The sequence below is a fragment of the Pseudomonas neuropathica genome (assembly GCF_051174785.1).
Taxonomy (GTDB): Bacteria; Pseudomonadota; Gammaproteobacteria; order Pseudomonadales; family Pseudomonadaceae; genus Aquipseudomonas; species Aquipseudomonas neuropathica_A.
Genome location: NZ_CP195111.1, coordinates 1,343,551 through 1,369,448, shown reverse-complemented (window position 1 = coordinate 1,369,448; position 25,898 = coordinate 1,343,551). Strand labels below are relative to the sequence as shown.

General features: G+C 57.1%; 18 protein-coding genes, 2 tRNA genes and 3 rRNA genes. 13 read left to right on the top strand and 10 right to left on the bottom strand.

Annotated elements, in window-relative coordinates:
- Nucleotides 1-265 precede the first annotated feature (265 nt).
- The 6 genes from ACRRSD_RS06170 to mrdA all read left to right on the top strand — a co-directional run bounded on the left by ACRRSD_RS06170 (nucleotide 266) and on the right by mrdA (nucleotide 7,688).
- Nucleotides 266-1,802, top strand: a 16S ribosomal RNA gene (locus tag ACRRSD_RS06170).
- 162 nt (nucleotides 1,803-1,964) lie between these two features.
- Nucleotides 1,965-2,041: transfer RNA gene (locus tag ACRRSD_RS06165), tRNA-Ile, on the top strand.
- A 30-nt stretch (nucleotides 2,042-2,071) separates the two neighbouring features.
- Nucleotides 2,072-2,147, top strand: a tRNA-Ala gene (locus ACRRSD_RS06160).
- A 247-nt stretch (nucleotides 2,148-2,394) separates the two neighbouring features.
- Nucleotides 2,395-5,288: ribosomal RNA gene (locus ACRRSD_RS06155) — 23S ribosomal RNA — on the top strand.
- 169 nt (nucleotides 5,289-5,457) lie between these two features.
- Nucleotides 5,458-5,573 (top strand): 5S ribosomal RNA (gene rrf / locus ACRRSD_RS06150).
- The 16S, 23S and 5S rRNA genes sit together here with 2 tRNA genes alongside, the layout of an rRNA operon.
- Before the next feature lie 222 nt (nucleotides 5,574-5,795).
- Nucleotides 5,796-7,688 (top strand): penicillin-binding protein 2, encoded by a 1,893-nt coding sequence (gene mrdA / locus ACRRSD_RS06145; protein WP_435037513.1) that lies wholly within the window; start codon nucleotides 5,796-5,798, stop codon nucleotides 7,686-7,688.
- Nucleotides 7,689-7,746: 58 nt separating this feature from the next.
- On the opposite strand, the gene ACRRSD_RS06140 is transcribed toward mrdA, so the two are convergent.
- The 4 genes from ACRRSD_RS06140 to ACRRSD_RS06125 form a co-directional block, all read right to left on the bottom strand.
- A complete protein-coding gene (locus ACRRSD_RS06140) occupies nucleotides 7,747-8,418 on the bottom strand; it encodes a hypothetical protein (RefSeq protein WP_435037512.1) in 672 nt (223 codons plus the stop codon).
- An 85-nt stretch (nucleotides 8,419-8,503) separates the two neighbouring features.
- Nucleotides 8,504-8,710: a helix-turn-helix domain-containing protein gene (locus ACRRSD_RS06135; RefSeq protein ID WP_016983714.1), complete on the bottom strand. Its 207-nt coding sequence runs from the start codon at nucleotides 8,708-8,710 to the stop codon at nucleotides 8,504-8,506.
- Between the two features lie 9 nt (nucleotides 8,711-8,719).
- The gene (locus ACRRSD_RS06130) at nucleotides 8,720-9,325 is read right to left on the bottom strand and encodes a hypothetical protein (RefSeq protein ID WP_435037511.1); all 606 of its coding nucleotides are present in this window, start codon (nucleotides 9,323-9,325) and stop codon (nucleotides 8,720-8,722) included.
- Between the two features lie 303 nt (nucleotides 9,326-9,628).
- The gene (locus tag ACRRSD_RS06125; RefSeq protein ID WP_435037510.1) at nucleotides 9,629-10,267 is read right to left on the bottom strand and encodes an NAD(P)H-dependent oxidoreductase; all 639 of its coding nucleotides are present in this window, start codon (nucleotides 10,265-10,267) and stop codon (nucleotides 9,629-9,631) included.
- A gap of 112 nt (nucleotides 10,268-10,379) precedes the next feature.
- Between ACRRSD_RS06125 and ACRRSD_RS06120 the strand changes: the two genes are divergently transcribed.
- The gene (locus tag ACRRSD_RS06120) at nucleotides 10,380-10,820 is read left to right on the top strand and encodes a MerR family transcriptional regulator (protein WP_435037509.1); all 441 of its coding nucleotides are present in this window, start codon (nucleotides 10,380-10,382) and stop codon (nucleotides 10,818-10,820) included.
- A gap of 71 nt (nucleotides 10,821-10,891) precedes the next feature.
- Here the strand turns inward: ACRRSD_RS06120 and ACRRSD_RS06115 are convergent, their stop codons facing one another.
- Nucleotides 10,892-11,296: a lysozyme inhibitor LprI family protein gene (locus ACRRSD_RS06115; protein WP_435037508.1), complete on the bottom strand. Its 405-nt coding sequence runs from the start codon at nucleotides 11,294-11,296 to the stop codon at nucleotides 10,892-10,894.
- Nucleotides 11,297-11,353: 57 nt separating this feature from the next.
- Nucleotides 11,354-12,274, bottom strand: a complete 921-nt coding sequence (locus ACRRSD_RS06110) for an ADP-ribosylglycohydrolase family protein (protein WP_435037507.1) — start codon at nucleotides 12,272-12,274, stop codon at nucleotides 11,354-11,356.
- 196 nt (nucleotides 12,275-12,470) lie between these two features.
- On the opposite strand from ACRRSD_RS06110, the gene ACRRSD_RS06105 reads away from it, so the two are divergent.
- Entirely contained in the window at nucleotides 12,471-12,959 is a 489-nt protein-coding gene (locus tag ACRRSD_RS06105) for an SRPBCC family protein (protein WP_093433632.1), read from the top strand.
- Nucleotides 12,946-13,761 (top strand): aminoglycoside phosphotransferase family protein, encoded by an 816-nt coding sequence (locus ACRRSD_RS06100; protein ID WP_435037506.1) that lies wholly within the window; start codon nucleotides 12,946-12,948, stop codon nucleotides 13,759-13,761. The genes ACRRSD_RS06105 and ACRRSD_RS06100 overlap by 14 nt, the downstream gene beginning before the upstream one ends.
- 325 nt (nucleotides 13,762-14,086) lie before the next feature.
- On the opposite strand, the gene acnA is transcribed toward ACRRSD_RS06100, so the two are convergent.
- Complete coding sequence (acnA, locus tag ACRRSD_RS06095) at nucleotides 14,087-16,828, bottom strand: aconitate hydratase AcnA (protein WP_435037505.1); 2,742 nt, start codon at nucleotides 16,826-16,828, stop codon at nucleotides 14,087-14,089.
- A 222-nt stretch (nucleotides 16,829-17,050) separates the two neighbouring features.
- Here acnA and rlmM point away from each other — a divergent pair, with 222 nt between their 5' ends.
- Both rlmM and tusA read left to right on the top strand, forming a co-directional pair.
- Nucleotides 17,051-18,124, top strand: coding sequence for a 23S rRNA (cytidine(2498)-2'-O)-methyltransferase RlmM (gene rlmM, locus ACRRSD_RS06090; protein WP_435037504.1), 1,074 nt, complete (start codon nucleotides 17,051-17,053; stop codon nucleotides 18,122-18,124).
- Between the two features lie 182 nt (nucleotides 18,125-18,306).
- Nucleotides 18,307-18,558, top strand: coding sequence for a sulfurtransferase TusA (tusA, locus tag ACRRSD_RS06085; RefSeq protein ID WP_007910424.1), 252 nt, complete (start codon nucleotides 18,307-18,309; stop codon nucleotides 18,556-18,558).
- A gap of 133 nt (nucleotides 18,559-18,691) precedes the next feature.
- Here the strand turns inward: tusA and ACRRSD_RS06080 are convergent, their stop codons facing one another.
- Complete coding sequence (locus ACRRSD_RS06080; protein WP_435037503.1) at nucleotides 18,692-20,101, bottom strand: MATE family efflux transporter; 1,410 nt, start codon at nucleotides 20,099-20,101, stop codon at nucleotides 18,692-18,694.
- A 159-nt stretch (nucleotides 20,102-20,260) separates the two neighbouring features.
- Here ACRRSD_RS06080 and pdxB point away from each other — a divergent pair, with 159 nt between their 5' ends.
- Nucleotides 20,261-21,403 carry a 4-phosphoerythronate dehydrogenase PdxB gene (gene pdxB, locus ACRRSD_RS06075; RefSeq protein WP_435037502.1) on the top strand — a complete coding sequence of 381 codons (1,143 nt, stop codon included), beginning with the start codon at nucleotides 20,261-20,263 and terminating at the stop codon, nucleotides 21,401-21,403.
- A 167-nt stretch (nucleotides 21,404-21,570) separates the two neighbouring features.
- On the opposite strand, the gene ACRRSD_RS06070 is transcribed toward pdxB, so the two are convergent.
- On the bottom strand, nucleotides 21,571-21,750 hold the full coding sequence (locus tag ACRRSD_RS06070) for a PA1571 family protein (protein ID WP_435037501.1): 180 nt from the start codon (nucleotides 21,748-21,750) through the stop codon (nucleotides 21,571-21,573).
- Nucleotides 21,751-22,006: 256 nt separating this feature from the next.
- On the opposite strand from ACRRSD_RS06070, the gene ACRRSD_RS06065 reads away from it, so the two are divergent.
- Entirely contained in the window at nucleotides 22,007-23,812 is a 1,806-nt protein-coding gene (locus tag ACRRSD_RS06065; protein ID WP_435037500.1) for an ABC transporter transmembrane domain-containing protein, read from the top strand.
- A gap of 81 nt (nucleotides 23,813-23,893) precedes the next feature.
- On the opposite strand, the gene ACRRSD_RS06060 is transcribed toward ACRRSD_RS06065, so the two are convergent.
- Entirely contained in the window at nucleotides 23,894-25,822 is a 1,929-nt protein-coding gene (locus tag ACRRSD_RS06060; protein ID WP_435037499.1) for a transglycosylase SLT domain-containing protein, read from the bottom strand.
- Between the last annotated feature and the right edge of the window lie 76 nt (nucleotides 25,823-25,898).

Below are 25,898 nucleotides of genomic sequence, written 5' to 3'. Positions count from 1 at the left end.
GTTGTTGAAGAATTCTTCGAAAACTTCTGAAAATAATCACTTGACAGCAAATGAGGCTGCTGTAGAATGCGCGCCTCGGTTGAGACGAAAGATCTTAACCAACCGCTCTTTAACAACTGAATCAAGCAATTCGTGTGGGTGCTTGTGGAATCAGACTGATAGTCAACAAGATTATCAGCATCACAAGTTACTCCGCGAGAAATCAAAGATGTAACCAACGATTGCTGAGCCAAGTTTAGGGTTTCTTAAAAACCCAAAGATGTTTGAACTGAAGAGTTTGATCATGGCTCAGATTGAACGCTGGCGGCAGGCCTAACACATGCAAGTCGAGCGGATGAGAGGAGCTTGCTCCTGGATTCAGCGGCGGACGGGTGAGTAATGCCTAGGAATCTGCCTGGTAGTGGGGGACAACGTTTCGAAAGGAACGCTAATACCGCATACGTCCTACGGGAGAAAGCAGGGGACCTTCGGGCCTTGCGCTATCAGATGAGCCTAGGTCGGATTAGCTAGTTGGTGAGGTAATGGCTCACCAAGGCGACGATCCGTAACTGGTCTGAGAGGATGATCAGTCACACTGGAACTGAGACACGGTCCAGACTCCTACGGGAGGCAGCAGTGGGGAATATTGGACAATGGGCGAAAGCCTGATCCAGCCATGCCGCGTGTGTGAAGAAGGTCTTCGGATTGTAAAGCACTTTAAGTTGGGAGGAAGGGCAGTAAATTAATACTTTGCTGTTTTGACGTTACCGACAGAATAAGCACCGGCTAACTCTGTGCCAGCAGCCGCGGTAATACAGAGGGTGCAAGCGTTAATCGGAATTACTGGGCGTAAAGCGCGCGTAGGTGGTTCGTTAAGTTGGATGTGAAATCCCCGGGCTCAACCTGGGAACTGCATTCAAAACTGTCGAGCTAGAGTATGGTAGAGGGTGGTGGAATTTCCTGTGTAGCGGTGAAATGCGTAGATATAGGAAGGAACACCAGTGGCGAAGGCGACCACCTGGACTGATACTGACACTGAGGTGCGAAAGCGTGGGGAGCAAACAGGATTAGATACCCTGGTAGTCCACGCCGTAAACGATGTCAACTAGCCGTTGGGAGCCTTGAGCTCTTAGTGGCGCAGCTAACGCATTAAGTTGACCGCCTGGGGAGTACGGCCGCAAGGTTAAAACTCAAATGAATTGACGGGGGCCCGCACAAGCGGTGGAGCATGTGGTTTAATTCGAAGCAACGCGAAGAACCTTACCAGGCCTTGACATCCAATGAACTTTCCAGAGATGGATTGGTGCCTTCGGGAACATTGAGACAGGTGCTGCATGGCTGTCGTCAGCTCGTGTCGTGAGATGTTGGGTTAAGTCCCGTAACGAGCGCAACCCTTGTCCTTAGTTACCAGCACGTTATGGTGGGCACTCTAAGGAGACTGCCGGTGACAAACCGGAGGAAGGTGGGGATGACGTCAAGTCATCATGGCCCTTACGGCCTGGGCTACACACGTGCTACAATGGTCGGTACAAAGGGTTGCCAAGCCGCGAGGTGGAGCTAATCCCATAAAACCGATCGTAGTCCGGATCGCAGTCTGCAACTCGACTGCGTGAAGTCGGAATCGCTAGTAATCGTGAATCAGAATGTCACGGTGAATACGTTCCCGGGCCTTGTACACACCGCCCGTCACACCATGGGAGTGGGTTGCACCAGAAGTAGCTAGTCTAACCTTCGGGAGGACGGTTACCACGGTGTGATTCATGACTGGGGTGAAGTCGTAACAAGGTAGCCGTAGGGGAACCTGCGGCTGGATCACCTCCTTAATCGACGACATCAGCTGCTCCATAAGTTCCCACACGAATTGCTTGATTCATTGAAGAAGACGAAAGAAGCAGCCTGTATCGGTTTGTAGCTGAGTTGGTTAGAGCGTACCCCATGCTTTGTGGTTAAGAGCATGGTGAGGTCGGCCTTAGTAGCTCGAAATTGGGTCTGTAGCTCAGTTGGTTAGAGCGCACCCCTGATAAGGGTGAGGTCGGCAGTTCGAATCTGCCCAGACCCACCAATTTTGTGTGGGAAACGCCTGTAGAAATACGGGGCCATAGCTCAGCTGGGAGAGCGCCTGCCTTGCACGCAGGAGGTCAGCGGTTCGATCCCGCTTGGCTCCACCACTACTGCTTCTAAAGTTTGAAAGCTTAGAAATGAGCATTCCATCAAGATGATGATGAATGTTGATTTCTAGTCTTTGACTAGTTCGTTCTTTAAAAATTTGGGTATGTGATAGAAAGATAGACTGAACGTTACTTTCACTGGTAACGGATCAGGCTAAGGTAAAATTTGTGAGTTCTCTTAGTTGAGAAATTCGAATTTTCGGCGAATGTCGTCTTCACAGTATAACCAGATTGCTTGGGGTTATATGGTCAAGTGAAGAAGCGCATACGGTGGATGCCTTGGCAGTCAGAGGCGATGAAAGACGTGGTAGCCTGCGAAAAGCTTCGGGGAGTCGGCAAACAGACTTTGATCCGGAGATGTCTGAATGGGGGAACCCAGCCATCATAAGATGGTTATCTTGTACTGAATACATAGGTGCAAGAGGCGAACCAGGGGAACTGAAACATCTAAGTACCCTGAGGAAAAGAAATCAACCGAGATTCCCTTAGTAGTGGCGAGCGAACGGGGACTAGCCCTTAAGTGGCTTTGAGATTAGCGGAACGCTCTGGAAAGTGCGGCCATAGTGGGTGATAGCCCTGTACGCGAAAATCTCTTAGTCATGAAATCGAGTAGGACGGAGCACGAGAAACTTTGTCTGAATATGGGGGGACCATCCTCCAAGGCTAAATACTACTGACTGACCGATAGTGAACTAGTACCGTGAGGGAAAGGCGAAAAGAACCCCGGAGAGGGGAGTGAAATAGATCCTGAAACCGTATGCGTACAAGCAGTGGGAGCAGACTTTGTTCTGTGACTGCGTACCTTTTGTATAATGGGTCAGCGACTTATTTTCAGTGGCGAGCTTAACCGAATAGGGGAGGCGTAGCGAAAGCGAGTCTTAATAGGGCGTCTAGTCGCTGGGAATAGACCCGAAACCGGGCGATCTATCCATGGGCAGGTTGAAGGTTGGGTAACACTAACTGGAGGACCGAACCGACTACCGTTGAAAAGTTAGCGGATGACCTGTGGATCGGAGTGAAAGGCTAATCAAGCTCGGAGATAGCTGGTTCTCCTCGAAAGCTATTTAGGTAGCGCCTCATGTATCACTGTAGGGGGTAGAGCACTGTTTCGGCTAGGGGGTCATCCCGACTTACCAAACCGATGCAAACTCCGAATACCTACAAGTGCCGAGCATGGGAGACACACGGCGGGTGCTAACGTCCGTCGTGAAAAGGGAAACAACCCAGACCGTCAGCTAAGGTCCCAAAGTTATGGTTAAGTGGGAAACGATGTGGGAAGGCTTAGACAGCTAGGAGGTTGGCTTAGAAGCAGCCACCCTTTAAAGAAAGCGTAATAGCTCACTAGTCGAGTCGGCCTGCGCGGAAGATGTAACGGGGCTCAAACCATACACCGAAGCTACGGGTATCATCTTCGGATGATGCGGTAGAGGAGCGTTCTGTAAGCCTGTGAAGGTGAGTTGAGAAGCTTGCTGGAGGTATCAGAAGTGCGAATGCTGACATGAGTAACGACAATGGGTGTGAAAAACACCCACGCCGAAAGACCAAGGTTTCCTGCGCAACGTTAATCGACGCAGGGTTAGTCGGTCCCTAAGGCGAGGCTGAAAAGCGTAGTCGATGGAAAACAGGTTAATATTCCTGTACTTCTGGTTATTGCGATGGAGGGACGGAGAAGGCTAGGCCAGCTTGGCGTTGGTTGTCCAAGTTTAAGGTGGTAGGCTGAGATCTTAGGTAAATCCGGGATCTTAAGGCCGAGAGCTGATGACGAGTGTTCTTTTAGAACACGAAGTGGTTGATGCCATGCTTCCAAGAAAAGCTTCTAAGCTTCAGGTAACCAGGAACCGTACCCCAAACCGACACAGGTGGTTGGGTAGAGAATACCAAGGCGCTTGAGAGAACTCGGGTGAAGGAACTAGGCAAAATGGCACCGTAACTTCGGGAGAAGGTGCGCCGGTGAGGGTGAAGGACTTGCTCCGTAAGCTCATGCCGGTCGAAGATACCAGGCCGCTGCGACTGTTTATTAAAAACACAGCACTCTGCAAACACGAAAGTGGACGTATAGGGTGTGACGCCTGCCCGGTGCCGGAAGGTTAATTGATGGGGTTAGCTAACGCGAAGCTCTTGATCGAAGCCCCGGTAAACGGCGGCCGTAACTATAACGGTCCTAAGGTAGCGAAATTCCTTGTCGGGTAAGTTCCGACCTGCACGAATGGCGTAACGATGGCGGCGCTGTCTCCACCCGAGACTCAGTGAAATTGAAATCGCTGTGAAGATGCAGTGTATCCGCGGCTAGACGGAAAGACCCCGTGAACCTTTACTATAGCTTTGCACTGGACTTTGAATTTGCTTGTGTAGGATAGGTGGGAGGCTTTGAAGCGTGGACGCCAGTTCGCGTGGAGCCATCCTTGAAATACCACCCTGGCAACTTTGAGGTTCTAACTCAGGTCCGTTATCCGGATCGAGGACAGTGTATGGTGGGTAGTTTGACTGGGGCGGTCTCCTCCTAAAGAGTAACGGAGGAGTACGAAGGTGCGCTCAGACCGGTCGGAAATCGGTCGTAGAGTATAAAGGCAAAAGCGCGCTTGACTGCGAGACAGACACGTCGAGCAGGTACGAAAGTAGGTCTTAGTGATCCGGTGGTTCTGTATGGAAGGGCCATCGCTCAACGGATAAAAGGTACTCCGGGGATAACAGGCTGATACCGCCCAAGAGTTCATATCGACGGCGGTGTTTGGCACCTCGATGTCGGCTCATCACATCCTGGGGCTGAAGCCGGTCCCAAGGGTATGGCTGTTCGCCATTTAAAGTGGTACGCGAGCTGGGTTTAGAACGTCGTGAGACAGTTCGGTCCCTATCTGCCGTGGACGTTTGAGATTTGAGAGGGGCTGCTCCTAGTACGAGAGGACCGGAGTGGACGAACCTCTGGTGTTCCGGTTGTCACGCCAGTGGCATTGCCGGGTAGCTATGTTCGGGAAAGATAACCGCTGAAAGCATCTAAGCGGGAAACTTGCCTCAAGATGAGATCTCACTGGAACCTTGAGTTCCCTGAAGGGCCGTCGAAGACTACGACGTTGATAGGTTGGGTGTGTAAGCGCTGTGAGGCGTTGAGCTAACCAATACTAATTGCCCGTGAGGCTTGACCATATAACACCCAAGCAATTTGCATGCTTCAAGCTGAAAAGCGGGAGAGCACCAGATTGCGGTGTGTGAAGACGAAATGAACCGAAAGTTCGAAAGACTCACAAAACACCAGCTGTCACATACCCAATTTGCTGAAGCGAGGCCATCTGGTCACGACTCGGTACCCGAATTTCTTGACGACCATAGAGCGTTGGAACCACCTGATCCCATCCCGAACTCAGCAGTGAAACGATGCATCGCCGATGGTAGTGTGGGGTTTCCCCATGTGAGAGTAGGTCATCGTCAAGATTAAATTCCGAAACCCCAATTGCGAAAGCAGTTGGGGTTTTGTTTTGCCTGTAGAAAAGTTTTTCCAGCGCATTGCCTGTCCCCAACCGTTGCAAGAGGTGCCATTAGGGAAATTCCTTCTGAGTGACCGGGCAGTTTTTGGTATGGTGCAGCTCGTTTTTTAACGGACTGATGTCCTGCCCAAGGATCGGCACTCAATTATGTCGAAGAGTTGCTGTAGAAATGCCTGAACCCATCCCGATCAAGGATCACGAAAAAGAGACGCGTCTGGTCAACAAACGGTTGATCGCCTGCGCAATGTTCGTCTTCGCCGTCAGCTGCGCCCTGGTCGTGCGCCTGTACATCCTGCAAGTGGTGGAATTCGACTACCACTCGACCATCTCCGAAAACAATCGCGTCCACGTCTTGCCGATCCCGCCGACACGCGGCTTGATCTACGACCGCAATGGTGTGCTGCTCGCGGATAACCGTCCCAGTTTCAACCTGACCATCACCCGCGAACGCGCCACCGACGTCAATCAAGAACTGGACGAAGTCATCAATCTCCTGCACCTGCCTGCAGAAGATCGCACAGTCTTCGATAAAGCGATGAAGCAGTCCCGCCACCCGTTTACGCCGGTGACGCTGTTCTATGAGCTGACGGAAGAGCAAATTGCCGTACTGGCCGTCAACGAGTTCCGCCTTCCGGGCCTGGATGTCGAGCCGCAGTTCGTTCGCCATTACCCGCTCGGCGCGCACTTCGCCCACTCGATCGGTTACGTCGGCCGGATCAACGAAAAAGAATCCAAGGCCCTCGACTCGGTCGAATATCGCGGTACCCAATCCATTGGCAAAACCGGCATCGAACGTTTCTATGAAGCGCAGCTACACGGCCACGTGGGTTACGAAGAGGTGGAAACCAACGCCCAAGGACGCGTACTTCGAGTGCTCAAACACACCGACCCGGTCCCCGGCCAGAACATCGTCCTGAGCCTCGACATCAAGCTGCAGGAAGCCGCCGAAGCCGCGCTGGGCGATCGCCGTGGTTCAGTGGTAGCGCTCGATCCGTCGACCGGTGAAGTGTTGGCCATGGTCAGCAATCCCAGCTTCGATCCGAATCTGTTCGTCACCGGTATCAGCTCCAAGGAATACTCGGCACTGCGAGATTCGATCGACCGGCCGCTGTTCAACCGTGTACTGCGCGGACTCTACGCACCGGGGTCGACCATCAAGCCAGAAGTGGCTATCGCCGGCCTCGATGCCGGTGTGGTGACGCCGCAAACCCGCGTCTTCGACCCCGGTTATTACCAGCTCCCGGACTTCGATCACAAGTACCGCAACTGGAATCACAGCGGCGACGGTTGGGTAGACATGGACGCGGCAATCATGCGTTCCAATGACACCTATTTCTATGATCTGGCCCACAAGCTCGGTATCGATCGTTTGCACGATTACATGGCGATGTTCGGCCTCGGCGAGAAAGTCTCGCTGGACATGTTCGAAGAGTCGCCCGGCCTGATGCCGTCGCAAGCCTGGAAGCGCGCAACCCGCCGGCAAGCCTGGTTCCCCGGCGAAACGGTCATCCTCGGCATCGGTCAGGGCTACATGCAGGTCACGCCGCTGCAACTGGCTCAGGCCACGGCATTGATCGCCAACAAAGGTGTATGGAACCGGCCACACTTGGCCAAGACTGTCGACGGAGTCGCTCCGGTCGATGAGCATCCGATGCCGAACATCCTGCTCAAGGATCCGCGAGATTGGGAGCAGGTCAACCACGGCATGCAAATGGTGATGCACGATGCCCGAGGCATCGCGCGTGCGGCCGCGGCCGGTGCGCAATACCGTATCGCTGGCAAAAGTGGTACGGCGCAAGTGGTGGCGATCAAGCAGGGCGAGCGCTATAACCGCGAGAAAACCCTCGAGCGCCACCGCGATAACGCCTTGTTCGTTGGCTTCGCGCCGGCGGAGCATCCAAAGATTGCGATTTCGGTGATGATCGAAAACGGCGAGGCCGGTGGTCGTGTCGCCGGTCCTGTGGTGCGGCAGATCATGGATGCCTGGCTACTTGATCAGGACGGCCATCTCAAGCCGCAATACGCGGCGCCTACCAAGGCGCCTGGAGACCCGCACGTCTAACGGTTCGCAGCCTCGGCTCATGCTGGTTGAGCCGAGGCTGAGAGTTGCACTGGAGTGCCTATTTGCAGCGGTAGCCCTCGGGCATCGTGACGGTGTAGTTGCGCTGCACGCGGTCCTCGAAGTTCAGGTTCTGCAAGCCTTGCTCCACCAGAAAGTCTTCAACCTTGGAGGATTGGCAGTCTTCGTTATAGGACGAAGCGCGAAGCAGGTAGACCGGGCGCTTACTGACTTCATCGCGGGCAGTGGCAACGAAGGTGCTAAGCGTGGTGTAACCGGTGCGCTCCGAGGTCCCTACCGGTCCATAGGTAGTGTTCGGTTTACTCGTGCACGTCAGCCGGTCGTCTTTTTTCTTGCTGGTCTTGCACACGGTAGAGGTGCTGGTCGGCACTTGCCCGTACTCGGTGGCGGTATAACGGTAAGTCACCTGTCGGCTGCCGACATCGAGGCTGACGGTCATTTTTATTGGCGCGTGGTTCTTCGGCAGACTGGCGTCGGTATAAACCTCTTGGAAGCCCTTGTCTTTCAACGCATTAACCATGTCGCGAAGATAGTAACGGGCATTCAGTGCGTTTTCGTCACTGCCGCCTTTAGACGTCACCAGTACAGTCGCCTTTCGATCAAAATGATAATCCGGATCAGGTGTGGCATGTAGCGCCACGTCCATTTGCGTGGCGCAGCCGCTGATCAACGCTGTCAGTAAAAACAGCGCGCAGAATAAAAACCGGGTCATGACAAAGCCGCCTTACAAACTAAGGATTGAATAAGAGTTAAACGCTGTGGACTGGCGACAATTAACTCGCGCAGATGCGCAAGGCTCAGTCCTTCTGGAATTCCAGCAAATCGCCTGGCTGGCAATCGAGTGCTGCGCAGAGCTTGTCCAGGGTGGCCATTTTCACGCCCTTGACCTTGCCATTTTTCAGTAATGACAGATTGGCCTCGGTAATGCCCAGCAGGCTGGCCAACTCTTTCGAGCGAATTTTTTGCGTGGCCATGACAACGTCAAGGCGGACGATAATGGTCATTGTATTGTTCTATATGTATTGGCTTTGCTCATCGCTGAGTACTTTTGCATCGCGCATGATAATTGAAAACAAACAGAGCAATACGCCTTTGACAATCTCGTAGGCAGAAGTGGAAGACAGGCCGACCGAGAACTGAAAAATACGATCCCCTGGCGGCAGATCAATAGACAGGGCCAAACCTTGCAACGTCTCTACCAGCGGGTAGGCGGCCGGGGAAATGATGCACAGAATCCCCACTCGCCACAGCACCTTGATGTTGCGCTCGGTCCAGGTTTCGCCGCGGGACAAGCGCAGGAAAAACAACCCTGTCAGCCAGAGCACGTAGGTCGAAAGCAGAACGGGCAGGAAGTCCAGAACGACGAGCAGTGCAGTGGCCAGTGGCGAGAGCCATGTGTCGGGGGCAAGCAGCGCACCTTCGACAAACGGGTCGAGCAATTGCGGCGAGTTTTCGGCGAAGGCGTAGAGCAGCGCCGCGAGCATTTCATCCGTTTTGAAGAACCAGATCGAAGCGTTGCCACCGACCTCGGTCACCCCCAAAACCCAGACAAGAATTGCTGCCAGTAGGCCGACCCAATGCATGCGCTGCAGTGCCAATCCGTTGTTACGAGTACTCATGAAAAATCCTTGCGGTGTCATTGGGAATGACTAATTCTCGATGTTAAATTATCGAATGGCAATAATAAATTGTTCTTCTTTTGTGAAGGACGCTGCTGGCATCGGATGCAGGGCGAGAGAATGAACCTCAGTTCAATTGTTTTGCGGGGATTTCAATGTCGATAGGCTCTCGAATTCGAAACTAGTCGAGAGCGCGGGAGGGACGCGTTCCACTCGGTGGCCGCTGGTATCGATGACGGGTCTGGGATCGATTGGAGCGGGACACACGCCAAGGCATGTTTGAGTCGCCCGCTCTTACCGGGTTTACTTGATCTCGGTAATGAAGTTTTCCCGCGAGCGGCGAACCTTTTTCAAGTTGACCAGCCAGTCTCCCTCAGTGGCTCTATGCCCCAACGGCAGAATCACCACGCTGCGCAGGTTGCGGGCCGCGAGTCCGAGGATTTCATCGATGGCTGCCGGGTCGAAACCTTCCATCGGTGTGGCATCGACTTCTTCAAACGCCGCGGCGATCAACGCCGAGCCCAAACCGATGTAAGCCTGCCGCGCAGCCGCCTGATAATTAGCCTCCTTGCCACGTCCAGCGACAATGCCCAAGAGCATCTGACGGTAATTTTCCCATCCTTCGTTAACGGTTCCGCGAACTTCGTTAGTCAGGTCAAACATCATGTTGACCCGCTCGGAAGTGATGTCATCCCACGCGGCGAACACCAACAAATGAGAGCAGTCGGTAACCTGCTGCTGATTCCAGCTGACGGCTTTAATCTTTTCGCGAATCTCTGCATTGGTCACTACGAGCAATTCAAAAGGCTGCAGTCCACTTGATGTCGGCGTTAACCGTACCGCCTCCAGAATGCGCTCGATTTTTTCATCGGACACTGTCCGGGATGGATCGAACTTTTTCGTCGCGTAGCGCCATTTCAGCAGTTCTGTCAGTTTGCTCATCATCAAATTCCGAAGGTGAAAGTTGTCCAGGTTGGTCAAGAACGACTGGCTGTCGTGCCGAACCCGGGCTTATGCTAACGATTAAAGCCAACTTGAAGGTCAAGCAGTTTTTATGAAGATTGGGGAAGTTTCCAAGCGCACAGGTGTGGCCGCTTCGGCGATACGCTATTACGAGGAACAGGGTTTACTGGAGCCTTCTACCCGTGACGCCAATGGATATCGACACTATGGCGAGGCGGCTATCGCGCGATTGATCCTGGTGCGCGATGCTCAGCGGCTGGGATTTTCTCTCGACACCATTCGGGGCCTGTTCTTGCAGGACGGGAGTTGTTCCAAATCGCTGACCATCGAGCAAATCGATATTCGTATGGATGAGATACGTCAGATCGAGGCGAATCTGGCGCTACAACGAGAGGGCTTGTCGCGGCTACGGCAGGTGCTTGAGGAAAGTCTACGCAGCGGTGCTCCTGTCGTATGCGCCAGTGTGCACAGGGCAGAGTCGTATCGGCCTGAGCAGAACATGATCACGCGCAACTCATTGCACGGGCGTTGACCCACATTGAAATGCATTCCAATGTGGGAGCGAGCCTGCTCGCGAAAGATCCCTCAACACTGCCGAAAAAATCAGGCCCCAGGCACCGGGCAGCTCATGTCACCTTCTTCACACTTCAAATACTGTTTCAGCGCCTCGACCCGCACTTTGGTCACCCCGGTCAGACAACTGCTGTAAACCCACGGATAAACGCTCCCGCCCGTTACCCCGGACGATGAGAACTTGCACTCGGCGTCCCGAAAACCCAGCCACGCCCGTTGCGCACTGACCAACAGCTTCTTGCCATCCGGGTTGTCCTTCAAGCGCCCGGTGACTTGCTGATACACCGTGTTCAACTCGTTGTCCGCCGCTTTGAAGTCCTGCCCGGCGCACTGGTTCATTGTCGCCTGATCGCTGGCATTGGCGCAGTCGACGGCCGCGTGGGCGAGGGGAGTGAACAGGAAGGGTGTCAGGGCCAGAAGCAGGCGTAGGGACATGGTCAATTCTCGCTGTATCGAAGATAAGTGCCGAGCAGTGTAGCGTCTGCTTCGCGCTTATTCAGGCAGGCGCAGTCGGGAGGCGTCGAGCAAACGATCGGCGATGGCTGCAATCTCTTCACCATCGTGCAGTCTTTCCAGCCAATGTGCAGGAATGCCCCGCACGCCGTAATAGGCGCCGGCCAACTGACCGGTGATCGCGGCGGTGGTATCGGCGTCGTCACCCAGGTTGGCCGCTCGCAAAATGGCCGCTTCGAAGCTGTCCGTCTGGTGAAAGCACCACAACGCCGCTTCCAGTGACTGCACGCTGTAGCCATTGCCTTTGATGTTCGTCTCGGATAGACCGAGGTAATCGCCGCGCGCAATGGCGGCGACCTTGGGTTGCGAGAAGCTGGCGAAGGGCAGTTGACGCAGTTCTGCTTTGCCTGCGCCTTCAAGCGCTCTGGCAATCAACCCGGCCAACAATTGGCAACATTCGATGGCTTCCGGTGCTGCGTGGGTTGTTCGCGAACTGTCGGCGGCAAAGCTCTGGATTTGCCTTGCGTCGGGAAAGTAGAACAGCACCACCGGAGCCAGGCGCATCAGTGAACCGTTGCCGGCGCTATAAGGGTCGGTAGAGCCAGCGAAGGGGTCCGCGGTTTGCTGATATTGCGCGAGCGCTTGGCTGACGGTCATGCCGATATCGAAACACTCACCGGTCGAGCTGAGATAGCCCCATTGCCACCAGTTGAGGTAGCGGCCCATCTGATCGGCAGCATTGAATCCATTCTTGTCCAGCAGGCTTTCGGCCAGACACAGGGCCATGGAGGTGTCATCGGTCCACTGCCCTGGCTTGAGGTGGAACGGGCCACCGCCGACCATATCGGTCAACGGTTGGAATGATCCCCGTGGTTTGAACTCAACCGTAGTACCGACAGCGTCGCCGCATGCCAGACCAAGCAGGGCACCGCGGTAACGTTCGGCGAGGGATGGCGGCATGATTCGTCCTTGTTGATTCAAATTCGCTGGAAAAGGTAACAGTTTCATTGGGCTTAGGATGCCTGGATCCATCACAGCACCGGTCAAAAAGTGCAGCTTGATGTGTCCTTGCGGATGAATGACTGCACCGCTCTGATACAACTTCACATTGGACATGTGGTCATACAGGCCTAGTGTTCAGAACAGGAGGTGACGTATGAAACCAGTACCCAATAGTTTCGAACGCAAGATCACGCTCAAGGCGCCGCGTTCGCATGTCTGGCGTGCATTGGTCGATGCCGAGGCGTTTGGCCAGTGGTTTGGCGTAGCGCTGGAGGGCCGCCGGTTTATTGCCGGTGAATGGACGCAGGGGCAGGTCACGTATCCGGGTTATGAACATGTGTTGTGGAATGTACTGATCGAGCGGGTCGAGCCGCAGCAGTTGTTCTCGTTTCGCTGGCATCCGTATGCGGTCAATCCGAAGATCGACTATTCCCAGGAACCGACCACGCTGGTCAGGTTCGAGCTGGAAGACTTCGAGAGCGGTACGTTGCTGAAAGTGTCCGAATCGGGCTTCGCGCACATTCCCGACATTCGCCAGAAAGAGGCGTATTACATGGACAGCCGTGGCTGGGAGGAGCAGTTGAGCCGGCTCGAACAGTTTCTTGCCGAGAGCGCCAAGGCCCGCGAGCGTGACGGTGGCTGATATTTTCGAACCTTGGCTGAAGCGCTGGTCACTGGTTCCGGACGGCGCGCCGATCATCACGCCCGGCAGCCGTCTGCTGCCGGTACGCCTGACCGACAGGCCGGCCATGCTCAAGATTGCGCTGGATATCGACGAGAAGTACGGCAATCGGCTGATGACCTGGTGGGATGGTGACGGTGCGGCGCGGGTGCTGGCGCATCACGAAGATGGCCTGCTGATGGAGCGCGCCATGGGCAACCGCTCGCTGATGCACATGGCTGTGAATGGCGAAGACGACAAGGCGAGCCGGATCCTGTGCGCGGCCCTGGCGCGGTTGCATGCGCCGCGCGTAACGCCACCGCCGCCGCTGGTGGAGTTGGGGCCATGGTTTGCCTCGCTGCGAGTCGCTGCTGCCCAACATGACGATCTCTACAGCCTGAGCCTGCAAACCGCCGAAACCCTGCTCGCCGACCCACAGGATGTGGTGGTGCTGCACGGCGACATGCATCACGACAACGTTCTGGATTTCGAATCGCGGGGCTGGCTGGCAATCGATCCGAAACGGGTGAGGGGCGAGCGTGGGTTTGACTACGCTAACCTGATTTGTAATCCGGACTTGCCAACGGCCACGGATCCCGCGCGTTTTCGCCGACAGCTGGATGTGATTGTCGAGGCTGCCGGGCTTGATCGCCGCAGGCTGCTGCAGTGGGTGCTGGCGTTCGCCGGTTTGTCGGCTGCGTGGTTTCTGGAGGATGACGCGCTGGAGCAAGCCTCAGGGCAGCTGAAAGTCGCACAGATCGCCGCTTCCATGCTTGATACCTGACACGGCTAGGGGTTTTCGGAAGGGTTGCTATGGCGAATGTCTTACACGCGCTGGTAGCTTTTACGACTATTGCCGATTGGATCCACTGCGTAATCTACACACATCAACTGAGACACAGGGAGTGTTTCAGGATCACGGATGATCGACCATTTGCAAGGATCGCTGCCGACAGGGAGTCGATAATGGTCTTGGGAAAAACCCGCTTCGGCGGGTTTTTTTTCGTCTGTATGTAGGAGCTGCCGCAGGCTGCGATCTTTTGACTTTGGCTTTTAACAGCAAGATCAAAAGATCGCAACCTGCGGCAGCTCCTCCATTGGTTTGTGCGTTACGAGGCGATCAACTGGCGCAAGACGTAATGCAAAATTCCGCCCGACTTGAAGTACTCCACCTCATTCAACGTATCGATGCGGCACAACACTTCGATTTTCTCCTGCTTGCCATCCTCACGGGTAATCACCAACGGCAAGTTCATTCGCGGTGTCAGCTCGACGCCGGTCAGACCCTGGATTTCAAAGGTTTCCTTGCCGGTGAGGTTGAGGCTCTTGCGGTTCTGATCAAGCTTGAACTGCAGCGGCAGCACACCCATACCCACCAGGTTGGAACGGTGAATCCGCTCGAAGCTTTCTGCGATCACTGCTTTCACGCCCAGCAGATTGGTGCCCTTGGCCGCCCAGTCACGGCTGGAACCGGTGCCGTATTCTTGCCCGGCGACCACCACCAGCGGCGTGCCCGAAGCCTGGTACTTCATCGCCGCATCATAGATCGCCAGTTTCTCGCCGGTCGGAATGTAGATCGTGTTGCCACCTTCTTCACCGCCGAGCATTTCATTGCGGATACGGATGTTGGCGAAGGTGCCGCGCATCATCACTTCATGGTTACCGCGACGTGAGCCGTAAGAGTTGAAGTCCCGTGGTTCCACGCCTTTTTCGCGCAGATAACGCCCGGCCGGGCTTTCAGCCTTGATGTTGCCAGCAGGGGAGATATGGTCGGTGGTCACCGAATCACCCAGCAGGGCCAAAACCCGCGCACCTTTGACATCCTTGATTTCCGGCAACGGGCCGGAAATATCGTCGAAGAACGGCGGATGCTGGATGTAGGTCGAATCGTCCTGCCACACGTAAGTCGCCGCTTGCGGCACCTCGATGGCCTGCCACTGTTCATCACCGGCGAACACCTCGGCGTATTCCTTGTGGAACATTGCCGTGCTGACCTGATTCACCGCATCGGCGATCTCTTTGCTGCTTGGCCAGATATCCCGCAGATACACCGGATTGCCTTGCTGATCTTCGCCCAGCGGTTCGCTGCTGATGTCGCTGCGCACGCTGCCGGCTAAAGCGTAGGCGACCACCAAAGGCGGCGAGGCCAGCCAGTTGGTTTTCACCAACGGGTGCACGCGGCCTTCGAAGTTGCGGTTACCGGAGAGCACGGATGCCACGGTGAGATCGGCTTTCTGGATGGCTTTCTCGATCGGCTCGGGCAGCGGTCCGGAGTTGCCGATGCAGGTGGTGCAGCCGTAGCCGACCAGTGAAAACCCGAGCTGATCGAGGTATTGCGTCAACCCCGCAGCCTTGTAGTAGTCGGTGACCACTTTCGAGCCCGGCGCCAGCGAACTCTTCACCCACGGTTTGCGGGCCAGGCCTTTCTCAACTGCTTTTTTTGCCAGCAGCCCGGCAGCCATCATCACGCTCGGGTTGGAGGTGTTGGTGCAGGAAGTGATCGCGGCGATGACCACTGCGCCGTTCTTCAGGCGATAGGTGCGGCCTTCATATTCGTATTCGGTTTCCCCAACCAGATCGGCATTGCCTACCGCGACGCCGCCACCGCCCTCACTTTCCAGGCGTCCTTCTTCCTTGCTGGTAGGTTTGAATTGCAGATCGATGAAGTCGCTGAAAGCTTGCGGCACATTCGGCAGCGACACGCGATCCTGCGGGCGCTTCGGCCCGGCCAGACTCGCTTCGACGCTGCCCATGTCCAGTGCCAGGCTGTCGGTGAACACCGGCTCCTGACCGGGCAGACGCCACAAGCCCTGAGCCTTGGTGTAGGCCTCGACCAGTTTGACCACTTCCGGCGGCCGCCCGGACAGGCGCAGATATTCCAAAGTCACGTCATCAACCGGGAAGAAGCCGCACGTCGCGCCATATTCCGGGGCCATGTTGGCGATCGTCGCACGGTCGGCCAGCGGCAGATCAGCGAGACCGTCGCCGTAGAACTCGACGAATTTGCCGACCACGCCTTTCTTGCGCAGCATCTGCGTGACGGTCAGCACCAAGTCGGTGGCGGTGATGCCTTCCTTCAGTTTGCCGGTCAGTTTGAAGCCGATCACTTCCGGAATCAGCATCGACACCGGTTGCCCGAGCATCGCCGCTTCGGCTTCGATGCCGCCGACGCCCCAGCCGAGTACGCCGAGGCCGTTGATCATCGTTGTGTGCGAATCGGTACCGACCAGCGTGTCGGGGAACGCATAGGTGCGGCCGTCTTCATCCTTGGTCCACACGGTGCGGCCGAGGTATTCGAGGTTGACCTGGTGGCAGATGCCGGTGCCCGGCGGCACCACGCTGAAATTGTCGAAAGCGCTCTGGCCCCAACGGAGGAACGCATAACGTTCGCCGTTGCGCTGCATTTCGATGTCGACGTTCTGTTCGAAAGCGCTGGCGGTGGCGAACTTGTCGACCATTACCGAGTGGTCGATCACCAGATCCACGGGCGACAACGGATTGATTCGCTGTGGATCGCCGCCGGCCTTGGCCATCGCCGCGCGCATCGCGGCTAGGTCGACCACGGCGGGGACGCCGGTAAAGTCTTGCATCAAGACGCGGGCAGGGCGGTATTGGATTTCGCGGTCGGAGCGGCGCTCCTTTAGCCACGCGGCAATGGCCTTGAGGTCGGCGCCGGTGACAGTTTTTTCATCTTCCCAGCGCAGCAGGTTTTCCAGCAGGACTTTCAGCGACATTGGCAGCTTGTCGAGATCGCCCAGGCTTTTGGCGGCATCCGGCAAACTGAAATAGTGGTAGGTCTTGTCGTCGATTTGCAGGGTTTTGAGCGTTTTCAGGCTATCGAGGGACGGCATTACAATCACTCCTTTGAATCCGCACGGCTACGGATTGAGGGGACGGGCAGAGCTATCAACGTAGCCCTGTTTTCATTAGCTGGCTAATAACTGGACTCTATGAGCGGAACCAAGGTTCCGACATCGGCTATCATGCGCCGGTTTTCGTGACAGGCTTTGCTTCAACGCAAGGCCTGAGCATCGCGCAGCGGCCGAATGATCGCCCGCTGCCCAGGAGTAAGAATGAACACTCTATTCATGCATTGCCGGCCCGGCTTCGAAGGCGAAGTCTGTTCGGAGATTTCCGACCTCGCCGCCCAACTCAATGTGGCCGGCTACGCCAAGGCCAAAGCGGCCACCGCGTGCGCCGAGTTTGTCTGCACCGAAGAAGACGGCGCCGAGCGCTTGATGCGCGGTCAGCGCTTTGCCGAACTGATTTTTCCGCGTCAGTGGGCGCGCGGCGTATTTATCGATCTGCCGGAAAACGACCGCATCAGCGTGATCCTCGCGCACATGGCCGATTTCCCGATATGCGGCAGCCTGTGGCTGGAAGTCGTCGACACCAATGACGGCAAAGAACTGTCGAACTTTTGCAAGAAATTCGAAGGTCCGCTGCGCAAGGCCCTGACCGGCGCCGGCAAACTGGTGGATGACGCAAACAAACCGCGTCTGCTGCTGACCTTCAAGAGCGGTCGTGAAGTGTTTCTGGGGATGGCCGATGCCGGTAACTCGGCGATGTGGCCAATGGGCATTCCGCGCCTGAAGTTCCCGCGTGAAGCGCCGAGCCGTTCGACGCTGAAACTGGAAGAGGCGTGGCACCACTTCATCCCGCGTGATCAGTGGGAAGATCGCCTGCACAGCGACATGACCGGCGTCGACCTCGGCGCCGCGCCGGGCGGCTGGACCTGGCAACTGGTCAATCGCGGCATGCTGGTGACCGCCATCGACAACGGCCCGATGGCCGAAAGCCTGATGGACACCGGTCTGGTCCAGCATTTGATGGCCGACGGTTTCACTTTCAAGCCCAAGCAACCGGTGGACTGGATGGTCTGCGACATCGTCGAGAAACCGGCGCGTAACGCCGCGATGCTCGAAGAGTGGATCGGCGAGGGGCATTGCCGCGAGGCCGTGGTTAATCTGAAGTTGCCGATGAAGCAGCGTTACGCCGAAGTGAAGCGTTTGCTCGAACGCATTGCCGATGGTTTCAAGGCGCGCGGTATCAAGGTCGATATCGGCTGCAAGCAGCTTTATCACGACCGCGAGGAAGTGACCTGCCATTTGCGTCGTCACGACACCAAGAAAGCCAAATCCCGCTGACACACTGCAAAACCCTGTGGGAGCGAGCCTGCTCGCGAAAGCGCAATCCAATCCAGCAATGATGTTGGCTGATACGACGCCTTCGCGAGCAGGCTCGCTACCACAGGGGGTGTGGCGTAACGCCACAGATGACCGAATACCCGGCAATGCGCGACAATGCCGGCCAGTTTCAGGAGTGAATCATGAGTGAAATGATCGATACCCCGGTCGACGGCACCCTTGACGCCACCGGCCTCAATTGCCCGGAGCCAGTGATGATGCTGCACCAGCACATCCGTGACCTGGTACCTGGCGGCCTGCTCAAGGTGATCGCCACCGATCCGTCAACCAAACGCGATATCCCCAAATTCTGCGTGTTTCTCGACCATGAGTTGGTGAGCCAGCACGAAGAGGCCGGTACTTATCTGTACTGGATCCGCAAGAAACACGCTTAACAGGGGCTGCACATAAAACAACTGTGGGAGCGAGCTTGCTCGCGAAAGCGGAGTGTCAGTCACGGTAAATGTCGACTGAATCACCGCAATCGCGAGCAAGCTCGCTCCCACTTTTTTGTCCTGTGTTAATGGTTTAGCCTGCGCTGCGACTGATCCGAATACGCTTGCGTGCACTGCGCGTCAGGCGGATCGACAGCATCAACGCCGCACAGCTCAGGCCAACGATCAAACCCTGCCACAAGCCGCTCGGGCCACGTGGCTCGCCGAGCCAGTCGGTCAGGCCGAGGGCGTAACCCACCGGCAAACCAATGCCCCAATAGGCGAACAGGGTCAGGATCATCGTCACCCGAGTGTCCTGATAACCGCGCAGTGCGCCGGCAGCGGTCACCTGGATCGCGTCGGAAAACTGGAACAGCGCCGAGTACACAATCAGCATCGCCGCAATGTGAATCACTGTCGGGTCAGCGGTGTAGATCGCCGCAATCGGCTCGCGCAGCAACAGCATCATGCTCGCCGACAGGCAGGCGTAGGCCAGCGCGGTGCCCATGCCGACGCCCGCGGCAAAGCGTGCCTCGCGCGGTTCTTCACGGCCCAATGCCTGACCGACGCGCACAGTAACGGCCATTCCCAGCGAGTACGGAATCATGAACACCAACGAACTGATGTTCAGCGCAATCTGATGCCCGGCCACCACGGTAGCGCCGAGGCTGCCAATCAACAGCGCGATCACGGCAAAAATGCTCGACTCGGCAAACACCGCGATGCCGATCGGCAGACCAATCGCCAGCAGACGCTTGATCACCGCCCATTGCGGCCAGTCGAAGCGGCTGAAAATTTCACTCGAACGATACGCTGGCGCCCAGCGTTCATAACCGGCCAGCCCCAGGGCCATCACCCACATCACGATGGCCGTGGCCCAGCCGCAGCCAACGCCGCCCATGGCTGGCACGCCGAAGTGGCCATAGATGAAGACGTAGTTCAGCGGAATATTCAGCGCCAGACCGCACAGGCCCAGCACCATTGCCGGACGCGTGCGGCCGATGCCGTCACTGGTGCAGCGCAGCACGTGATAGAACGCCACTGCTGGCAGCCCGCTGGCGATGCCGTGCAGGTATTGCATGCACGGGCCGATCAGCTCGGGATCGACCTTCATCAGGTGCAGCACTGGCTCGGCGGCGACCAGCATCGCCGTCGCGATCAGCCCGACCACCAGTGCCAGCCACAACGCCTGACGGACGATCGGGCCGATCTCGCTGTGGGTGCCGGCGCCAAAGCGCTGGGCGACTTTCGGCGTGGTTGCCAGCAGGGTGCCGGTCATCAGCAGAAACACCGGCACCCAGATCGAGTTGCCCAGCGCCACGGCCGCCAGATCTTTTGGCCCGACGCGGCCGGCCATCACCGCATCGACGAAGCCCATGGCTGTGGTTGCCAGTTGCGCGATGATGATCGGCAACGCCAGGGCGAGCAGGTTCTTGAACTCCAGGCGAATCCGCGCGGGGCGGGTGAGGGAGACGGCGACAGGTTGATCAGTTACAGAATTCACGGGCAAAACGTCCACAGGTGTTGATGCGCAAGGCGCCGCATTCTACGCCGCTGACGCCTTGGTCAGGAAAAATCCTCTGTTGCGGATTTGTAAGCGCAAAGCCTGCTGGCCCGGCGACCGATCTGCACCTAAACTGCCGATCCGCCAAAGGAGCCCGCCATGCTGATTGTTGCCGACGAAAATATCCCGCTGCTCGATGCCTTTTTTGCCGGTTTCGGCGAGATCCGCCGGGTGCCGGGCCGTTCCATCGACCGTGCGACGGTTGAGGAGGCTGACGTTTTGCTCGTACGTTCGGTGACCAACGTCAACCGCGCGTTGCTTGAAGGCAGCAAGGTGCGCTTTGTCGGCACCTGCACCATTGGCACTGATCATCTGGACCTCGAGTACTTCAATGAGGCTGGCATTACCTGGTCGAGTGCGCCCGGTTGCAATGCCCGCGGCGTGGTCGATTACGTGCTGGGCAGTCTGATGACGCTTGCCGAAATCGAAGGTGTCGATCTCACTCAACGAACCTACGGTGTCGTTGGTGCCGGCGAGGTAGGCGGGCGCCTGATCAAGGTCCTGAAGGGCCTGGGCTGGAACGTCAAAGTCTGCGATCCGCCGCGTCAGGCCGCCGAGGGCGGTGATTACGTCAGCCTCGAGCAAATCATTGAGCAGTGCGACGTGATCAGTCTGCACACACCGCTGACGCGCAGCGGCGAAGGCGCGACCTGGCATCTGTTCGATCAGCAGCGGTTGCAGCAACTCAAGCCCGGTGCGTGGCTGATCAATGCGGCGCGTGGTCCGGTGGTGGATAACGCGGCTTTGCGTGAAGTGCTGCTGGAGCGTGAAGACCTGCAAGCGGTGCTCGATGTCTGGGAAGCCGAACCCGAAGTCGATGTCGCGCTGGCGGATCTCTGCGTGTTGGCCACGCCGCACATTGCCGGTTACAGCCTCGATGGCAAACAGCGCGGAACTGCGCAGATCTATCAGGCCTATTACGAGTTCACCGGTCAGCCGGCGAGCATTCAACTCAGTGAGTTGCTGCCGGTGCCGTGGTTGTCGCAAGTGACCTTGCATGGCGACAGCGATCCTGCCTGGGCACTGGCGATGTTGTGTCGTGGTGTGTACGACCCGCGCCGCGATGATGCGGATTTTCGCCGTAGCCTGGTAGGCACGGTCGGCGAGCAGCGGGCGGCGTTCGATGTGTTGCGCAAGCAATATCCGGTGCGACGCGAGATTGAAGGGCTGAAGGTGCGGATTGAAGGGGATTCACCGGCGTTGGCGAAGATAGTCGCGGCACTGGGTGCGGTAGCTGTCTAGAAACCGGGTCGGCCCTTTCGCGAGCAGGCTCGCTCCCACAGGATCTCGCACTCACTGACGATCTCCTGTGGGAGCGAGCCTGCTCGCAAAGGGCGCGCCACAAATACCTGATCTGCAGACAGAAAAAACCCGGTCAAAAGGACCGGGTCATGAAGACGGTGGCTATATCACTCTTGTTCGGCAGGCTTGACCAATCGCTTCTCCAGCTCGCTGCATGCTTGCTGGATCATTTCTTCAGTGATCGGTACTTCATGCCCATCCTCATTCAGTATCGAGCAACCCAGAGATTGGCCGGGCTTGGTGCGGATCACTTCAATTTTGTCTTCGCTGCTGTGTTGCAAGGACATGGCCTGTCTCCTCATCAGGTTGTGTGCCTAGGGTAAAACCGCCACGTGACCGGGCTGTGACAACTCCCTGCGGTCTGTCAGTGGGGGCATCTCCACTCAAACAGAAACGACCGCTCGTCTCAACCGGGACTTTAGACCAATAGTAACTATGGCCTAGTCTTTGGGGGCATATTTAACCTGACTCATTGTGATTTACAGAGTTCCAACCCAAAGAAGGTTTACGCTAGCCCTTTCATCAACACGGATGCGTACCTGAATGACCCCGAAGCTTTCTTCAAGGCACCGGCGCGCCCTGCGTCTGACCACTCGATTTCTGGCCCCTTACCGCTGGCAAGTCATCGCTGCGCTGCTGGCGTTGATCGTCACCGCCGCCGTCACGCTGTCGATGGGGCAGGGGATCAAACTGTTGGTCGACCGTGGCTTCATGACTCAGTCGCCGCATCAGCTCAACCAGAGCATCGGCATCTTCATGCTGATGGTGCTGGGCCTGGCGGTCGGCACGTTTGCCCGCTTCTACTGGGTTTCGTGGATCGGCGAGCGCTGTGTGGCCGACATCCGCCGCGAGGTGTTCAACCATCTGGTCTATCTGCATCCGGGCTTTTACGAGAACAACCGCAGTTCGGAAATCCAGTCGCGGCTGACCGCCGACACGACGCTGCTGCAGTCGGTGATCGGCTCGTCGCTGTCGATGTTCCTGCGCAACCTGCTGATGGTGATTGGCGGTGTCATCCTACTGTTCGTGACCAATGCGAAACTCACCAGCATTGTGGTGATTGCGCTGCCGTTCGTGGTCGCACCGATCCTGATTTTTGGCCGGCGCGTCCGCAATCTGTCGCGATTGAGCCAGGACCGCGTCGCCGATATCGGCAGCTATGTCTCGGAAACCCTCGGCCAGATCAAAACCGTGCAGGCCTACAACCATCAGGTCCAGGACGAGCGTCGTTTTGCGACGACGGTCGAGGACGCGTTCGACACGGCGCGCAAACGCATCTTCCAGCGCTCATGGATGATCACCATGGTGATCGTGCTGGTGCTCGGCGCGGTGGCGGTGATGTTATGGGTCGGCGGCATGGACGTAATCGCCGGGCGCATCACCGGTGGTGAACTGGCGGCGTTTGTTTTTTACAGCCTGATTGTTGGCAGTGCGATAGGTACTTTGAGTGAGGTCATCGGCGAACTGCAGCGCGCCGCAGGCGCTGCCGAGCGCATCGCTGAACTGCTCGGTTCGGAAAACATCATCCAGCCGCCCACCACCGGACTGGTGAGCTTGCCTGAGCGCGTAAGGGGAGAGCTGCAACTACAGGAAGTACGCTTTTCTTATCCTTCGCGTCCTGAAAGCTATGCAGTCAACGGCTTGAATCTGACCATTCGCGCGGGCGAGACGCTGGCGCTGGTGGGGCCGTCAGGCGCCGGCAAGTCCACGGTGTATGACTTGCTGTTACGCTTTTATGACCCACTAGAAGGGCGGATCCTGATTGACGGTGTGCCACTGACCAGCCTCGACCCGCTGGATCTGCGTCGTCACTTTGCTTTGGTCTCGCAGTCGCCGGCGCTGTTTTTCGGCAGCGTTGAAGAAAATATTCGTTACGGCAATCCGGGGGCGACGCTGGAGCAAGTCAAGGACGCGGCAAAAATTGCTCACGCCCACGACTTCATCGAGAAAATGCCCAACGGTTACCAGACTCATCTCGGCGATGGTGGTCTTGGCCTTTCCGGTGGCCAGCGTCAGCGTCTGGCGATTGCCCGGGCGTTACTGGTCGACGCACCGATCCTGCTACTGGACGAAGCCACCAGCGCCCTCGATGCGCAGAGCGAACACCTGATTCAGGAAGCGCTGCCGAGCCTGATGCAGAACCGCACCACGCTGGTGATCGCGCATCGACTGGCCACGGTGAAAAACGCTGACCGGATTGCGGTAATGGATCAGGGCAAGCTTGTGGCCATTGGTACTCATCAGGAGCTGATTGCCAGCAATCCGCTGTATGCGCGGTTGGCGGCGTTGCAGTTCAATGATGGCAAGAGCGCTTCAACGAATACTGTCAGCGACCCTGCAATTCACTAAGTCACCAGTCAGGTTGCACAATAAAAAATGCCCGTATCTCGCGATACGGGCATTTTTCGTTACTTGGCGTCAGTCGCGTGATCACTGATCGTCAAAGTAACGCTCATGCCAGTCCACCAGCGGTTGCGGCGAGTTGAGCTTCTGGCCGTAGATCACCGAGTACGACAGCACGTTCTGCACGTACTGACGGGTTTCATCGAACGGAATGCTTTCCACCCAGACATCGAAACTCAGGTGATCGGCGCCACGCAGCCATTGGCGCACTCGGCCAGGGCCTGCGTTGTAGGCGGCGGAGGCGAGGACGCGGTTGCCGTTGAACTGGCTGTGCACCTGGCTCAGGTAAGCGGCGCCGAGCTGGATGTTCTTGTCCGGATCAAGCACCTGCTGCGGTGAAGCCAACGGGATGCTGAACTTGCGTGCGGTTTCCTTGGCTGTGCCGGGCATCAGTTGCATCAGGCCGCTGGCGCCAACGCCGGAGCGGGCGTCGTCCATGAAAGCGCTTTCCTGGCGGGTAATGGCAAATACCCAACTCGAATGCAGGCCACGCACCTTGGCTTCACGCACGAGGGTTTCGCGGTGGGCCATTGGGAAGCGGATGTCCAGATCGTCCCAGTACTGCGCCTGGCTGATGGTACGGATCGCCGGAAAGTACCATTTCAAGTCATAGGCGAGTTTCGCCTGGGCAACCATTTCATCGCGATTGAAATGGCGGCTGACGTGATACCACTCGCGACGACCGTCGACGATCTGCCCGCGGGCGTGGAATTCCAGCGCGCGGCGAACACCCGGCGTGTTGCGCACCTTGTTGATCAGCGCTTGGCTGAGGACCAACGGCTTGTTGTTCAGCGAGTAAGGCGATTGCGAGCGGTCGGCGGCGAGGAAACCGTAGAAGTCACGTTCGCGCGCTAGGTTTTTGTACAGGGTCTGCGCTTCCGGGTTCTGCGGCTGGGCCAGTTCCAGGCTGCGCGCCTGCCAGTAGCGCCAGCGGTTGGTGGTGGCCAGGTCCTGCGGCAGACGGCGAGTCAACTGATACGCATCGTCCCAGCGCGCCAGACGCAATAGCAAGCGCAGGCGCCATTCCGAAACGGTGTTGTCGCGCAGCTCCGGGTCGTACTTGGTCATTACGTCCAGCGCGCGGCTGTCGAAACGCCGGGCGAGGGTCAGGCCGATTTCCCGGGCGATCGCGACTTTTTCATCGCGGGAGAAATGCATGCTGCTGGCATAACCGTCGAGCAGCGCCATGGCCTTGTCCGGATCCTGACGGGCGAGGCGGCGCAGGCCGAGGCTGACTACGTCGGACATCGGTTCATCGGCCGGGGTGAAGCGCGAAGGCTGATTGAGCAGTTCCGGCTTTTGCGCCACATCCACCAGTAAACGGCCGCGCGAGGCGAGGGTGGTCAGGCCGTTGACCAGGCTATTGGCCAGTGGATAGTTGCGCGACTGAGCGGCGAGCTTGGTTCGCTCCCAGCGCTTCTGCTCGGTGAGCTGACCATCGGCGGCCCAGATCCCGAACAGCGCGTCACACGCGGCGGGTTGCGATTTGCCGGTCAGCCAGAGCTTGTCGGCGTTGGCGTAACCCTCGGCTTTCTTGTCGTGGGTGATCTGGTATTGCGCATTGAGGCAATCCAGCTCGGTGAAGTTGAGTTTCGGGTCGTAATACTTGACGAAGGTCGACCAGTCGCCACGGTCGGCGAGCCAGCGCAACCAGCGCAGTTTCATCCAGTTGGCCTGGGGCAGGTCACCGTGCTCGGCGAGAAACTTCTCGATCTCGGCGTTGCTCGCGGTCTTCAGGCGCGCGGTCAGTTCGTCGTAGGCCAGATACGGTTCCAGCGGATAATCGGCCAGCGCCTGGCTGTAGCGGAAATACGGGCCGGTATCACCCTTGGCCAAGGCGCGCTTGGCTTCATCGTAATACTGGCGTTGGGTGGACAGGTCCACCGCCTGGGCGGATTGAGCGGCAGCGGCGGTAAGTAGCAAGCAGGACAAGACACTGAAAAGGCGACTGCGCATGAGACATCCGGGCAGAGAAATCATGACAAGTGCCAACCTCGGTCAGCACTGAATTGTCTGTAGCTTAGCCTTTTGC

Bases quoted from the DNA above. Each gene is read 5' to 3' on its own strand.
- ACRRSD_RS06135 (WP_016983714.1), bottom strand. From the start codon at position 8,710: ATGACCATTATCGTCCGCCTTGACGTTGTCATGGCCACGCAAAAAATT.
- ACRRSD_RS06120 (WP_435037509.1), top strand. From the start codon at position 10,380: ATGAAGATTGGGGAAGTTTCCAAGCGCACAGGTGTGGCCGCTTCGGCG.
- pdxB (WP_435037502.1), top strand. From the start codon at position 20,261: ATGCTGATTGTTGCCGACGAAAATATCCCGCTGCTCGATGCCTTTTTT.
- ACRRSD_RS06070 (WP_435037501.1), bottom strand. From the start codon at position 21,750: ATGTCCTTGCAACACAGCAGCGAAGACAAAATTGAAGTGATCCGCACC.
- acnA (WP_435037505.1), bottom strand. From the start codon at position 16,828: ATGCCGTCCCTCGATAGCCTGAAAACGCTCAAAACCCTGCAAATCGAC.
- rlmM (WP_435037504.1), top strand. From the start codon at position 17,051: ATGAACACTCTATTCATGCATTGCCGGCCCGGCTTCGAAGGCGAAGTC.
- ACRRSD_RS06105 (WP_093433632.1), top strand. From the start codon at position 12,471: ATGAAACCAGTACCCAATAGTTTCGAACGCAAGATCACGCTCAAGGCG.
- ACRRSD_RS06110 (WP_435037507.1), bottom strand. From the start codon at position 12,274: ATGCCGCCATCCCTCGCCGAACGTTACCGCGGTGCCCTGCTTGGTCTG.
- ACRRSD_RS06140 (WP_435037512.1), bottom strand. From the start codon at position 8,418: ATGACCCGGTTTTTATTCTGCGCGCTGTTTTTACTGACAGCGTTGATC.
- ACRRSD_RS06065 (WP_435037500.1), top strand. From the start codon at position 22,007: ATGACCCCGAAGCTTTCTTCAAGGCACCGGCGCGCCCTGCGTCTGACC.
- tusA (WP_007910424.1), top strand. From the start codon at position 18,307: ATGAGTGAAATGATCGATACCCCGGTCGACGGCACCCTTGACGCCACC.
- ACRRSD_RS06130 (WP_435037511.1), bottom strand. From the start codon at position 9,325: ATGAGTACTCGTAACAACGGATTGGCACTGCAGCGCATGCATTGGGTC.
- mrdA (WP_435037513.1), top strand. From the start codon at position 5,796: ATGCCTGAACCCATCCCGATCAAGGATCACGAAAAAGAGACGCGTCTG.
- ACRRSD_RS06125 (WP_435037510.1), bottom strand. From the start codon at position 10,267: ATGAGCAAACTGACAGAACTGCTGAAATGGCGCTACGCGACGAAAAAG.
- ACRRSD_RS06060 (WP_435037499.1), bottom strand. From the start codon at position 25,822: ATGCGCAGTCGCCTTTTCAGTGTCTTGTCCTGCTTGCTACTTACCGCC.
- ACRRSD_RS06115 (WP_435037508.1), bottom strand. From the start codon at position 11,296: ATGTCCCTACGCCTGCTTCTGGCCCTGACACCCTTCCTGTTCACTCCC.